Annotated in this window: 13 protein-coding genes; 11 read left to right on the top strand and 2 right to left on the bottom strand. The window is 50.1% G+C overall.

All coding sequences use genetic code 11. From position 1 onward, the window contains the following. From hyaE to cbdX, 5 genes are all read left to right on the top strand, one after another. Positions 1-402 carry a hydrogenase-1 operon protein HyaE gene (gene hyaE / locus FDW96_RS18235; protein ID WP_042310328.1) on the top strand — a complete coding sequence of 134 codons (402 nt, stop codon included), beginning with the start codon at positions 1-3 and terminating at the stop codon, positions 400-402. Beyond that, positions 402-1259 (top strand): hydrogenase expression/formation protein, encoded by an 858-nt coding sequence (locus FDW96_RS18230; RefSeq protein WP_042310522.1) that lies wholly within the window; start codon positions 402-404, stop codon positions 1257-1259. Before hyaE ends, FDW96_RS18230 begins: the two co-directional genes overlap by 1 nt. A gap of 89 nt (positions 1260-1348) precedes the next feature. Next, entirely contained in the window at positions 1349-2893 is a 1545-nt protein-coding gene (gene appC / locus FDW96_RS18225; RefSeq protein ID WP_061383035.1) for a cytochrome bd-II oxidase subunit 1, read from the top strand. Positions 2894-2904: 11 nt separating this feature from the next. Further along, the gene (gene appB / locus FDW96_RS18220) at positions 2905-4053 is read left to right on the top strand and encodes a cytochrome d ubiquinol oxidase subunit II (protein ID WP_137366096.1); all 1149 of its coding nucleotides are present in this window, start codon (positions 2905-2907) and stop codon (positions 4051-4053) included. A 1-nt stretch (position 4054) separates the two neighbouring features. Beyond that, on the top strand, positions 4055-4144 hold the full coding sequence (gene cbdX, locus FDW96_RS18215) for a cytochrome bd-II oxidase subunit CbdX (RefSeq protein WP_072014779.1): 90 nt from the start codon (positions 4055-4057) through the stop codon (positions 4142-4144). Positions 4145-4196: 52 nt separating this feature from the next. On the opposite strand, the gene FDW96_RS18210 is transcribed toward cbdX, so the two are convergent. Next, on the bottom strand, positions 4197-4910 hold the full coding sequence (locus FDW96_RS18210) for a GNAT family N-acetyltransferase (protein ID WP_137366095.1): 714 nt from the start codon (positions 4908-4910) through the stop codon (positions 4197-4199). A gap of 189 nt (positions 4911-5099) precedes the next feature. Then, on the bottom strand, positions 5100-6569 hold the full coding sequence (locus tag FDW96_RS18205; protein WP_137366094.1) for a PLP-dependent aminotransferase family protein: 1470 nt from the start codon (positions 6567-6569) through the stop codon (positions 5100-5102). 124 nt (positions 6570-6693) lie between these two features. On the opposite strand from FDW96_RS18205, the gene FDW96_RS18200 reads away from it, so the two are divergent. The 6 genes from FDW96_RS18200 to FDW96_RS18175 all read left to right on the top strand — a co-directional run bounded on the left by FDW96_RS18200 (position 6694) and on the right by FDW96_RS18175 (position 12805). After that, on the top strand, positions 6694-7143 hold the full coding sequence (locus FDW96_RS18200; protein ID WP_042310338.1) for a GNAT family N-acetyltransferase: 450 nt from the start codon (positions 6694-6696) through the stop codon (positions 7141-7143). Positions 7144-7261: 118 nt separating this feature from the next. Beyond that, positions 7262-8068 carry an AraC family transcriptional regulator gene (locus FDW96_RS18195; protein ID WP_137366093.1) on the top strand — a complete coding sequence of 269 codons (807 nt, stop codon included), beginning with the start codon at positions 7262-7264 and terminating at the stop codon, positions 8066-8068. Positions 8069-8304: 236 nt separating this feature from the next. Next, complete coding sequence (locus FDW96_RS18190) at positions 8305-8916, top strand: LysE family translocator (protein WP_042310341.1); 612 nt, start codon at positions 8305-8307, stop codon at positions 8914-8916. A gap of 101 nt (positions 8917-9017) precedes the next feature. Next, positions 9018-10028 (top strand): LacI family DNA-binding transcriptional regulator, encoded by a 1011-nt coding sequence (locus FDW96_RS18185; protein WP_137366092.1) that lies wholly within the window; start codon positions 9018-9020, stop codon positions 10026-10028. Between the two features lie 140 nt (positions 10029-10168). Continuing rightward, the gene (gene nhaC, locus FDW96_RS18180; RefSeq protein WP_042310346.1) at positions 10169-11620 is read left to right on the top strand and encodes a Na+/H+ antiporter NhaC; all 1452 of its coding nucleotides are present in this window, start codon (positions 10169-10171) and stop codon (positions 11618-11620) included. A gap of 12 nt (positions 11621-11632) precedes the next feature. Then, entirely contained in the window at positions 11633-12805 is a 1173-nt protein-coding gene (locus FDW96_RS18175) for a MalY/PatB family protein (protein WP_042310347.1), read from the top strand. Positions 12806-12812 lie beyond the last annotated feature (7 nt).

The following is a 12812-nucleotide window of genomic DNA, read 5'->3' as shown; positions in this document are numbered from 1 at the left end:
ATGTTAAATGACACCCCATTTTCTGCGTTATGGCAACGTATGCTGGCGCGTGGCTGGCAACCGCTGAGCGCGTCTGAACTGGATGGCTGGGTAACCCGCGTGCGTGATGGCGTGGTCCTGCTCAGCAGCGATCCCCGCCGTACACCTGAAGTCAGCGATAACCCGGTCATGATTGCCGAGTTGCTCCGCGAGTTTCCCCAGTTTGACTGGCACATCGCTATGGCGGATCTTGAACACAGCGAGGAGATCGGCGATCGCTTTGGCGTGTTCCGTTTTCCGGCTACCCTGGTGTTTACCCAAGGTGAGCTGCGCGGCATTCTCAGCGGCATCCACCCCTGGGCCGACTTGCTCAACCTGATGCGTCCCCTCGTTGAAGAACGTATACCGCCGGAGTCTGCATGATGAGCGATTCCTTTTTTCATCTGCTGGGGCCAGGAACGCAGCCGGGTGATGACAGCTTCAGCATGAACCCCTTGCCCCTCACCTGCCAGGTCAACAGCGACCCCAGCATGGCAACACTGGAAAACTGTCCGCACAGCCCGGCGGTGATGGCATTGTTAGCCGATGTGCGCCACCAGCTCACCCAGAGAATTCCCGCCAAACAGGATGTGCTGGGATGGGATTTATCCACGCTCAATGCAGACGATCTCACGTTTTTAAATACGCTACTCGGCGAAGGCGAAGTTTCCGTGCGCATTCAGCATGCTGACGGCAGGGCGAGCGAGATTCAGGAGTCGATTTTCTGCGGTATCTGGCGGGTGCGTTGTCAGAATGACAAGGGGCAATGGCAGGAACATCTGGAAGCAGGTAGCGCGCCACGGGCGCTGTGGCAGGCGGCAACAATCAATACGCTGCCGGACGATAGCCTGCTGCCTCCGCCTATAAATGGGTTGATGAATGGCCTGACGCTGGCCCAGGAACTGCTGGCGCACGTGCGCGATCCGGCCACGCTTCCCCATAGCATTAACCTCACCCAACTGCCTGTTAGCGATGCGGATCGCCGATTCCTCGCCAATCTGTGTGGCGAAGGGCACATTCAGATCCGCACCATCGGCTACGGCGAGAGCCAAATCGACGCCACGGCGCTGCGCCATGTCTGGCATGTGCGCTGTCTGGATACCCTGAAAGGGCTTTTGCTAGAGAGTTATGAGATCTGCCCATTACCGGAACTGGTACTGGCTGCGCCGGAAGATCTGCTCGACTCGCTCGAGCGCCTGGATGAAGTCTGCGCCTGGCTGGCATCCGGCCCGCCTGCCTGACTCCCTCTTTAAGACCCGCGTACTTTTCTGCTGCGGGTCTAACGTTTTCTTCTTTATCTATTCACTCTCTAATGCCTGATGGAGTTCGCATGTGGGACGTCATTGACTTATCGCGCTGGCAGTTTGCGCTGACCGCGCTGTACCATTTTCTGTTTGTTCCCCTGACGCTGGGGCTGATATTTTTGCTGGCCATCATGGAAACCCTGTTCGTGGTGACCGGCAAAACCATCTACCGCGACATGACGCGTTTCTGGGGAAAATTATTCGGTATTAACTTTGCGCTCGGCGTGGCTACCGGCCTGACCATGGAGTTTCAGTTCGGCACTAACTGGTCGCTCTATTCCAACTATGTGGGCGATATTTTCGGCGCCCCGCTGGCGATGGAAGCCCTGATGGCTTTCTTTCTTGAATCCACCTTCGTCGGGCTGTTCTTCTTCGGCTGGCAGCGTTTAAACAAGTACCAGCACTTACTGGTGACCTGGCTGGTCGCGTTTGGATCCAATATCTCGGCGCTGTGGATCCTCAATGCTAACGGCTGGATGCAATACCCGACCGGTGCTCACTTTAATATCGATACCCTGCGTATGGAGATGAGCAGTTTTAGCGAACTGGTCTTTAACCCTGTCAGCCAGGTGAAATTTGTCCATACCGTGATGTCCGGTTATGTCACGGGCGCCATGTTTGTGATGTCCATCAGCGCCTGGTATCTGCTGCGTGGTCGCAATCGCGAGTTTGCCCTGCGCTCCTTCGCGGTGGGTTCCGTTTTCGGCACGCTGGCTATCCTCGGCACCCTGCAACTGGGTGACAGTTCAGCCTATGAGGTCGCCCAGCTCCAGCCGGTAAAACTGGCGGCAATGGAGGGCGAATGGCAAACCGAACCGGCGCCTGCGCCCTTTCATGTGATAGCCTGGCCGCAGCAGGAACAAGAGCGTAACGCCTTTTCTGTGAAGATACCGGCCCTGCTGGGCATCCTGGCAACCCACTCGTTGGATACCCCGGTTCCGGGACTAAAAAATCTGATGGCGGACGCACTTCCCCGCCTGCAACGAGGCCGGGAAGCGTGGTTATTGTTGCAGGAAATCGCCAACGGTAACCGCACGCCTCAGGTGTTGAAGGCTTTCCACGCCGTAGAAAATGATCTGGGTTACGGCATCCTGTTGGCAAACTACGCGCCTGATATGAACCACGTTATGCCAGCGCAATATCAGGCCGCACAACGCGGCGCTATCCCGCAGGTGGCCCCCGTGTTCTGGAGTTTTCGCGTCATGATTGCATGCGGTTCTCTGCTGCTGCTGGTGATGGCGATTGCGCTGATACAGACCTTACGCTGGCGTATCGACCAGCATCGCTGGGTATTGCGTATGACGCTGTGGAGCCTGCCGCTACCGTGGATTGCCATCGAAGCGGGCTGGTTTATGACGGAGTTTGGCCGTCAGCCATGGGCGATTCAAGATATTTTGCCGACATGGTACGCCCACTCCGCGCTGAGCGTGGGCCAACTGGCCTTCTCAATGGGGCTAATCCTCACGCTTTACACCCTGTTTTTAATTGCCGAAGTCTACCTGATGCAAAAATACGCGCGTCTTGGTCCCGATGCGATGCAACGTCAACACCCAGCACAACAACAGGGATAAAGGAGATAATCATGTTGGATTATGCAACGCTGCGGCTCATTTGGTGGCTGCTAATTGGCATCATTCTGGTGGCCTTTATGGTCACTGACGGATTTGATATGGGGGTCGGCTGCCTGTTGCCGTTAATCGCGCGCAACGATGATGAACGTCGGGTGTTAATCAATAGCGTCGGGGCGCACTGGGAAGGTAATCAGGTGTGGCTCATTCTGGCGGGCGGCGCATTATTCGCCGCCTGGCCGCGGGTCTATGCCACCGCATTTTCGGGGTTTTATGTGGCGATGATTCTGGTGCTATGCGCCCTTTTCTTTCGCCCGTTAGCTTTTGACTATCGCGGTAAAATAGCCAACGCGCACTGGCGCAGAATATGGGACACCGGGTTGGTTATCGGCAGTTTGGTTCCGCCTGTTATTTTCGGCATTGCGTTCGGCAACCTGTTTTTGGGTGTGCCTTTTATCTTCACACCACAGCTTCACGTGCAATACCTGGGCACCTTCTGGCAGTTACTCTCTCCCTTTGCCCTGTTGTGCGGCGCATTAAGCCTGATGCTGGTTATTCTGCAGGGGAGCGTTTGGCTCCAGTTAACAACCGAGGGCATCGTTCGCCAACGCGCGCTGTCCGCTACCCGCCGCAGCGCAATGCTGGTAGTACTCTGCTTCCTGTTAGCCGGTTACTGGTTGTGGACAGGAATTGATGGCTTTGTGCTGCTTAACCAGGATCCTAATGGTCCTTCCAACCCGCTATTAAAAGCGGTAACAACCTCACCAGGCGCGTGGATGACGCACTTTTATCAGTCACCACTGCTGTTGATTATTCCGCTAGCTGGCATGATTTTCCCAATGCTCGCGATCTATGCCTGCGGGCAACGTCGGGCCGTATGGGGATTTTTGTGCGCTTCCCTGACCCAGGCCTGCGTGATCTTCACCGCCGGAATCACCCTGTTTCCGTTTGTGATGCCTTCAAGCGTGCAACCCCTCTCCAGCCTGACGGTATGGGACAGTACCTCCAGCCAGATGACGCTCAGTATCATGCTGGTTATTGTGCTGATTTTTCTACCGATAGTGCTGCTTTATACCGCCTGGAGTTATTACAAGATGCTGGGGCGAATCAAGGTAGAAACGATCCGCCGCCACAACCACGAAATTTACCCGGGAGGACTATAAGATGTGGTATCTGTTTTGGTTTGTCAGCATTCTGCTGATGTGTGCGCTCTCTACGCTGGCGCTGGTCTGGCTTGAGTCGCGGCAGAAATAATACTGCGCGTGCGCTACGCTTTCTGGCTCCTTGGTTTACTCGGGGAGCTTTTTTATCCCCTTTCCATCAGCTCGCCAAGACGCTGAATCTGCCGTCCCTGGTTGTCAAAATTATGCTCATCGAGCCACATATCGTAGGCCGGTCGGAGTGTCGGGTACTCACCGTCAATGATTGAGTACCATGCAGTATCTCGATTCCGCCCCCTCGCGACGACAGCCTGACGAAATATACCTTCAAAACTGAAGCCAAAGCGCTCCGCCGCCCCACGGGAAGGCGCATTAAGCGCATCGCATTTCCATTCAAAACGGCGATAGCCCAGATCCGCAAAAACGTACTTTAAAAGCAATGAGATGACTTCCGTTGAGATTCGTGTGCGTTTCATGCGTACGGAGTAAGAAATATGCCCCACCTCAATCACACCATTTGAGGGATCGATACGCATAAGAGCAAACGTACCAACAGGTTGCATAGTGACTAAATCAATCACGGCAAAATGCATCGGATCTGTCTGTTCTTCCATGTTTTTTACATAGTTCAGGAAGGAGTCAAAAGTTTCAAAAGGCCCTGCCGCCAGATATGTCCAGTCACGAAAATCACTCGCTTCGCAGTACGCTTCATACAACTCTTTGGCATGGCGTTCGGCATTAATACGTTCAAGCTTACAATAGCGACCTGTAATTTGCTGAGCCTGTGGAAAGGGTGCGCCTTTCCAGTCTGACAAAGACATACCTACGGGTTGATGGAATTGATTAAAGATGCCCGACATATCCGTACCTCTGACAAAACAGGACTAAACCCGCGCAGAGTATGATCAAACTAACCAGACCAAAAGAACCAGAATGCGTGTTTTTTACGGATCCACAGCATTTCATTGTACAAAAAAAGGCATAATATCTTAGACGGAACCACACAAGCGTATTGCAGCATTAATGATAAGAGCTGAATAAAATATTTTTTAAATAACCTGGGCCAGACGGCGTATCCCATCAACAATTGCCTCAGCAGGATGATTTGCAAAACCAATCAAAATCCCCTGTCGGGTGATATCTCCCTGGTAATAACGGCCCAGTGATAATATTCCCATCCCAAGTACCCTGGCTTTTTCCTCGACTTCATTTCCGGTCAATCCGTTTTGTAGCCAGCACACAATATGAACGCCAGAGTCAGAAGGCTGAACAATCATTTTATCAGCAAGGTATTCTTGAATAGCATTGACCAGCGCAGCTCTTCTTTCATAACACGCTTTGCGAACTCGGCGTACATGACTGGCATAGTGCCCATCCTCAATAAAATTCGCCATCACGGCCTGCTCAAGATAACTGGTACCGAGATCTGTAAAATATTTCGTCACCATAATCTGTTCTTGTAAACCGGGCGGGACAACTAAAAAACCTAAACGAAATTCTGGATACATCATTTTCGAAAATGTACCAGCATAAATAACACGATGATTATGATCTAATCCCTGCAATGCCTGTAAAGAACGGTCGGCATAGCGGAACTCGCTATTATAGTCATCTTCAAATATCCATGCCTGATTCGACTTCGCCCATTCCAGCAGCTCAAAACGCCGGCATAAACTCAACGTTCCACTTAATGGATATTGATCCGACGGGACAACATAGGCCAGCTTAGCGTCAGGGAAATGCTCAATACCATAGCGGACATTCATTCCTTCGCTGTCTACCGGTACCGGCCTTACCATCGCGCCAACAGACAAGAAGGCTCCGCGGGCACCTTTGTAGCCCGGCTCGTCCAGCCAAACGTCACTTCCTGCCGACAGCAATGCTCGTGCGGTAATGTTCAATGCCTGTTGAATACCATTCACGATGATTATCTGATCTTCGTTACAGTTCACTCCACGCGTTGTTTTAATGTAGCGACAAACCGCTTTTCTCAAAGGAAAGTATCCACCAGGGTGAGTGTGGGCCCCCAATTGGTGCCGGGATTGTCTCCAGACCCGTTGCAGTAATTTGCCCCATAGTGCGTGCGGGAAGAGATCCGTACAGCCAACGCCAACCGCAAATAGACGGTTCATGCCGCGCCCTTCATACTCATTCGACCATAAATCGCGCACAGGATTATTTTGGCTGTTTAGCTGTTCATCAGGCGTGACGACTTTCTCCGGCGCCATTATTGGATAGCAATTGCTGATACTTCGATCCGGAATATGATGCGCAACATAGGTTCCAGACCCTTTCCGGGTCAGAATATACCCTTCATCTAATAACCGGTCATAACCGGCAATCACTGAATTTCGTGAAATTGACATCATCTCGGACAACGCCCGGGTTGACGGCATTTTTGTTCCTGGCGGCAATCGCCCTTCGAGGATGTGATCGCGGAGGATGTGGTAGACCTGCTCCTTAACCGCACCTTTCCCTAAAACAAATCCTTGAAATAAAGGCGCATTGTTTTTCTTCATTGTATTAACCTTTATACTAAAAGTGGATCCTATCAATATATCGAAAGTGTCTCTTTACGAGAATTTATAAAATTCTTAGTATCATCATACTAACACACTATTCGTATAAAATATCAGGATATATATGATTAACATGAATGACGTTGCTATTGAAAGTGCAGAACAAAAAGATTACGCCAGCTGGCTTCCTTTATGGAAAAACTACCAGACATTTTATCGCACTAAAATTTCAGATGAAGTAACAAAATTAACGTGGGAGCGTTTTCTGACGCCTGGCGAACCTGTTTATTGTGCAGTTGCCAAATATGATGGAAAAATAGTGGGACTGGTGCATTATCTCTTTCACCGTTCGACCTGGGCAGAATCAAATTATTGCTATCTCGAAGATCTATTTGTTAGCGAAGATGTACGCGGTCAACATATCGGTAAACAGCTTATCGAGTATGTACAACAACAAGCCCAAAAAAACCACGCGTCAAGATTATACTGGCACACGCATGAAACCAATCTGCGTGGACAACGACTGTATGACTGGGTGGCCAAAAAGAGCGGGATGATTGAATATCGTATGTGAGCGAAATAACACTTCGAACAGACGTTAATCATTCAGTTTTAAAAAAAATCAAAGATTAGCCTCTGAGTAGATATACTCAGAGGATGTACTGATAACTCATTACCCCGATCTTAATTCGATGAAGAAAGAACGTTTCGCAACCCTTCGATGTGGGATGGCAGGTGTCCATGCGGTATCTGCCGATACGTCCTTCCGGTTTGGGCGTCATACTCATGATCAGTTCGGTATTGGCTTAATCGATCGCGGAGCTCAGGTTTCGATGAGGGGGCGCGGTAGGGTTGAAGCTGTAGTGGGAAATGTGATCACCGTTAATCCTGGTGAAGTCCATGATGGCTCACCTTTGGGAACAGAAAGCAGGTCGTGGCGCATGCTCTATTTCGACCCCACCGTTTTGTCCGGCGCCATGCAAATTCTGACAGAAAGTCGCTCTGGCTGCGTTGAGCTATCCAGCCCAGTATTTCGCAATCGTGAGCCTGCAGTCCATTTCTCGACACTCTTTCGAATTCTGACGGATTCCCGCGGTGGGCACAGCGAAATTGAACAGGAAGAAACCCTGCTCTTTTTACTGGCAGGCTTACTCGCAAGCCCGCGTATTGAGAAAAAGGGTGTGCCAAAGTCAATTACTCTGGCAAAGGAACGTATTGATGATGACCCCTCATTACCGTTATCACTCCATGAGCTTTCAGCTCTGGGAGGCGTGAGTCAGTTTCAGCTACTACGTGTTTTTTCTACAGTCACAGGGCTTACTCCACATGCTTATCTTATACAGCGGAGACTGCAAAAAGCGAGGCAGCTCATCGCTGGAGGAATGTCTCTAACTGATGCGTCCTATACCGCCGGTTTTGCAGATCAAAGTCATATGACGAGACTTTTTGTTCGTACTTATGGCATAACGCCCGGCGCCTATGCTGCAGCGATAAAGTAAGCTGCAATTTTGTTCAATACACCAATCGTGACACTCGGCATGCTGCTGGAAACATTCCGGAAGAGAGATTTGCCAATGTCACTATTCTACCCTCCCATCATTCGTAATCATGTTGAACGACTCTACACTGGAATAATTCATGCAGATGGCATTATTTCCCGTACCAACCTCACTGCGCAGACTCAGTCGCCCTGTTACATCGAGTCCGAAGTAAAAGTCTGTGGGGGAAATTCATTATGACGCTTGAGTTTCTACTTACCACTCTCATTATCGTGGCGTCTCCAGGGACTGGCGTACTCTATACTGTCGCCACGGGCATTTCAGATGGTGCACGCGTAAGTATAATTGCTGCATTGGGTTGCACACTGGGTATTGTTCCGCACATATTAACAGTTATTACAGGACTTGCTGCAATACTGCATACCAGTGAAATTTCCCTTGAGATAATTAAATATCTGGGAGTAGCATATCTGCTTTATATGGCATGGAAAACGCTTAATGAAAATAAAAATCTGAATATGGCCAGTAAAACTAAAAAACAGAGTTTAAGGCAAGTTATAACCTCGGCGATACTTATCAATCTACTCAACCCCAAACTCTCCATGTTTTTCCTGGCATTCTTACCACAGTTCGTTATTAAAGGTGAGATCTCACCTGTTTCTCAGATGCTGGAGATGAGCCTGATATTTATGGTTATGACTTTCTTTGTATTTACCGTATATGGAATTAGTGCAGCCAGCATACGCCAGCATGTGGTTGCTAATGCTGCAGTGCAACGTTGGGTATTGCGTTTCTTTGCTGTTGCGTTTGCCGGGCTTGCCGTTAAACTGGCACTGATGCAAATCTAGACATCAGATGAACTCATGATAAATAAAAGCCAATAGTTAATTTTCCAAATAAAATCCAGTGATAAGCAAATTCTCAAGCATCAAAAAGGTAAAGAGCCGGTATGGCAACGATAAAGGATGTTGCAGAGTTAGCAAGAGTATCAACCGCAACCGTTTCACGCGTTATTAATCAAACTGCATGGGTTGAACCCGTGACGCGTGAGCGTGTTGAAAAAGCCATGCGCGAGCTGAACTATCATCGCAATGCCGCCGCTATTGCATTAGCGAAACGCAGCGGGGACATGCTCGGGTTATTGACCGGCAATCTAGCCGATCCTTTTTTTGCCAGGCTTGCCCGAGGCGTGGAAGAAGTATCACGCCAGCAGCAATTTCGGCTGATGGTATGCAGCGGTGGCCACGATGAAGGAATGGAAAAATCAGGACTCGATTTCCTGATCAACCAAGGCTGTGAAGCTATTGTGGTCCATGCCAGTAGGCTCTCCGAAAAAGAACTGTTGCGATATGCCGCTCATTTCCCGGCCATGGTCGTCGTGAATCGCTATATTGCCGGGATGGCCAATCGCTGCGTATGGCTGGAAAATAGTCAAGCAGCCAAAACAGCCACGCTACATCTACTGGAACAAGGACACCGTTGTATTGCCTGCGTGACAAGTGATTTACCGATTATTGATCGTCGTGAGCGGCTGGAAGGCTATCAGCTGGCGCTGGCCGAATATGGCATTACGCCAGACAAAAACTGGGTTATTAGCGTCCCCTTCAATGAAGAGGGGGGCGAACGCGCAGCGCATCAGTTGCTAAATTGCGGCATGCCTTTCACTGCAGCGGTGACGTTTAATGATGTGATGGCCGCCGGGATTATGCGCATCCTTCATCAACAAGGAATTACACTTCCACAGCAGCTTTCAATTGTTGGGTTCGATGATGTGGTGATGGCGCGCTATCTCTATCCCGCGCTGACAACAATGCATTACCCCGTTGAACGGATGGCGCGCTGTGCTTCGCACTTGGCGATACAGCTTTTTAAGGGCGCCCCCCAGCGTCCCAGTGTGAATAGCTTTACTGCGGATCTGGTGATCCGCGATTCTGTTCTTCCCCCCGTAATCAATGCGTAAATCGTCAAGCCCCTGAATTGTGATCGACTTCAAGTTTGACGCTCTCATGTAATCGCTTACATGAGGGCCAATGAACGATCACAGTCAGGCTAAAGGGTGTTCTCTACTCTTGAACGACCTTACAGACTGGAGATTCATGAATGAATGCCTCTCAAAATCAGAAAAAAACACTCTCATTTGGACTGGCAGTGATCCCTATTTTAGCCATGCTACTGCTGTTAATTATTGGCTACGGCATCATGGGGCTACGTATTGAGCCTTTGTTGCTATGTTCTGCTGCAGTCGCCGCGGGTATGGCCTGGTGGCAAGGGTATTGCTGGGAAGACATCATTAATTCGGTGGTCGATAAACTCGCCAAAGCAATGCCGGTTATTATGATTCTTATCTGCGTTGGCGGCCTGATTGGAACATGGATGTTTAGCGGCACCATCCCTTATATGGTGTACTGGGGACTGAAACTCATCAGCCCCGAATACATTCTCATCGCCGCGTTCTTTTTGACCAGCGTCGTATCGGTGTGTACCGGAACCTCCTGGGGTTCCGCCGGAACGGTTGGCGTAGCATTGATGGGCGTTGCCGCCGGACTGGATGTCTCGATGGCAGCAGCGGCAGGTGCCGTTGTTTCTGGCGCTTACTTCGGTGACAAGATATCTCCGCTGTCAGACTCCACCAACTTTGCGGCCATTGTTGCAGATACCACCCTTTTCGAGCATATCCAGCACTTATTGTGGACCACCATTCCCAGCTTTCTGCTTGCCGCCGTGGTTTATCTTATTGCCGGCCACAGCAATATGCTCGGCGAGGTCGCCACGCCACAACGGGTTACCGACATTGTCAACGCTCTGGAGTCGCTATACCACTTCAATATCATTCTGATTTTGCCGCCAGTAATCGTTTTATGGGGGGCGATTCGTAAAAAACCGGTCATTCCTTTAATGCTGAGCGCGTGCGTATTAGCCCTGATTCTGGGCGTTGCCATGCAGGGACTTAGCATCAAGCAGGGACTGGATGCCTTTATAGATGGCTTTAATATTACGATGTTCCCGCAAGGGAGCGAGGGTATTATTGCGGATGTACCACGCCTGCTTAACCGTGGCGGAATGTTCTCAATGATGAGCACTATCCTTCTGGTATTTTGCGCATTCTCTTTTGCTGGTGCTTTAACGTTAACGGGGGCGCTCAACATTATTATTAACCGCCTGTTGACAGTCATTCACAGTGTCGGTCAGTTAATTGCGGCAACCATTGGCACAACTCTTCTGGTGACCGGTGCGACAAGCGACGGCAAACTCGCGCTTCTGGTCCCTGCTGAATTATTTAAAGACGCATACCGTCGTATGGGACTGGATACCAAAAATCTATCCCGCACCATTGAAGACGCAGGCACCGTCATTGAACCGCTGTTACCGTGGACCGCTGCCGGTGTCTATATGGCAACGACATTAGGCGTGAGTACGCTTGATTTACTGCCATGGGCGATTCAGTGCTATGCCGCAATCTTCTTCGCCTTGATTTATGGTTTTACAGGAATCGGTATCGCAAAAGCGCCATCGGCGGCAGGAACAGATAAAAATATTACGGCAACAGAATAGGGAGAGCATGCAATGGATTTTAATAAGGTTATCGATCGCCACAATACCGGTTCGCTGAAATGGGACTTTATGACGCGATATTTCGGCGAAGATACACATGAACTGTTGCCAATGTGGGTTTCTGACTTTGACTTTACTTGCCCCCCTGCCGTTCAGGAGGCTTTAACACTCCGCGTCGGGCACGGCATTTTTGGTTACAGCGAACGCCCACAAAGTTACTTTGATTCATTAAACTCATGGTTCTCCACCCGCCATCAACTGGAAATTAAGCAGGAGTGGGTCTGCAGTATTGAAGGCGTCGTTCCGGGGTTATCTCTACTGGTGCAAATGTTGAGTCAACCCGGTGAAGGCGTGGTCGTTCAGGGGCCGTACTACGGCTCATTCGCCAAAATTATCTCTCTGAACGGCAGGCAGCTCCTGGAAAACCCATTATCTGAGGATCCGGTTACGGGTTATCAAATGGATTTTGTGCACCTGGAAATGTTATTCCGGGCTGAACGCCCACCGTTGATGATTTTATGTAATCCGCATAACCCAACTGGCCGTTGTTGGTCTGCCCAGGAGCTGGAACAGCTACTCACCTTATGTGAGACCTATAATGTTACGTTGCTGTCTGATGAAATATGGGCTGATTTATTACTGCCAGGGGAAAAATTTACTTCAGTTCTGCATCTGGGAGCGCGCTGGCATTCGCGCGTTATCTCTGCCACCTCCGCCAGTAAAACGTTTGGTTTGTCGACACTACGCATTGCTAATTTTCTGATACCGGCACCGGCATTGCGTGAACACTTTTTACGCCGTCTGGATGCGCATGGGCTGGATGTGTTCAATGCGCTATCCGTCGAGGCAAGTACGGCTGCATGGCAACATGGCGCGCCCTGGTTAGACGAGTTGCTCGATTATCTGGCTGAAAATCGACGCTGGTTTATTCAACAGATTAATGAATATCTCCCGTGGGCTCGGGTTGTTCCTTCCCAGGGTACGTATCTGCTGTGGATCGATTGCAAAGCGCTTGGACTGGATGATGAGCAACTCAAAGGGGTTATGCTTGATGTTGCCGGTATTGCGCCTTCAATGGGAAATAGCTTTGGTTCGGCTGGCAAAGGTTTTATTCGCCTGAACATGGGATGTCCACGCGCCTACCTCGAAAAAGCGATAGCGGGGTTGAAGCGTATTACAGTTTAATCTTCCT

This window comes from Citrobacter sp. TBCS-15 (genome assembly GCF_005280815.1).
GTDB classification, from domain to species: Bacteria; Pseudomonadota; Gammaproteobacteria; order Enterobacterales; family Enterobacteriaceae; genus Citrobacter; species Citrobacter werkmanii.
The sequence above is the reverse complement of the archived record's forward strand: the minus strand, read 5'-3'. Positions and strand labels throughout refer to the sequence as shown.

Bases quoted from the DNA above. Each gene is read 5' to 3' on its own strand.
- hyaE (WP_042310328.1), top strand. From the start codon at position 1: ATGTTAAATGACACCCCATTTTCTGCGTTATGGCAACGTATGCTGGCG.
- FDW96_RS18230 (WP_042310522.1), top strand. From the start codon at position 402: ATGAGCGATTCCTTTTTTCATCTGCTGGGGCCAGGAACGCAGCCGGGT.
- appC (WP_061383035.1), top strand. From the start codon at position 1,349: ATGTGGGACGTCATTGACTTATCGCGCTGGCAGTTTGCGCTGACCGCG.
- appB (WP_137366096.1), top strand. From the start codon at position 2,905: ATGTTGGATTATGCAACGCTGCGGCTCATTTGGTGGCTGCTAATTGGC.
- cbdX (WP_072014779.1), top strand. From the start codon at position 4,055: ATGTGGTATCTGTTTTGGTTTGTCAGCATTCTGCTGATGTGTGCGCTC.
- FDW96_RS18210 (WP_137366095.1), bottom strand. From the start codon at position 4,910: ATGTCGGGCATCTTTAATCAATTCCATCAACCCGTAGGTATGTCTTTG.
- FDW96_RS18205 (WP_137366094.1), bottom strand. From the start codon at position 6,569: ATGAAGAAAAACAATGCGCCTTTATTTCAAGGATTTGTTTTAGGGAAA.
- FDW96_RS18200 (WP_042310338.1), top strand. From the start codon at position 6,694: ATGATTAACATGAATGACGTTGCTATTGAAAGTGCAGAACAAAAAGAT.
- FDW96_RS18195 (WP_137366093.1), top strand. From the start codon at position 7,262: ATGAAGAAAGAACGTTTCGCAACCCTTCGATGTGGGATGGCAGGTGTC.
- FDW96_RS18190 (WP_042310341.1), top strand. From the start codon at position 8,305: ATGACGCTTGAGTTTCTACTTACCACTCTCATTATCGTGGCGTCTCCA.
- FDW96_RS18185 (WP_137366092.1), top strand. From the start codon at position 9,018: ATGGCAACGATAAAGGATGTTGCAGAGTTAGCAAGAGTATCAACCGCA.
- nhaC (WP_042310346.1), top strand. From the start codon at position 10,169: ATGAATGCCTCTCAAAATCAGAAAAAAACACTCTCATTTGGACTGGCA.
- FDW96_RS18175 (WP_042310347.1), top strand. From the start codon at position 11,633: ATGGATTTTAATAAGGTTATCGATCGCCACAATACCGGTTCGCTGAAA.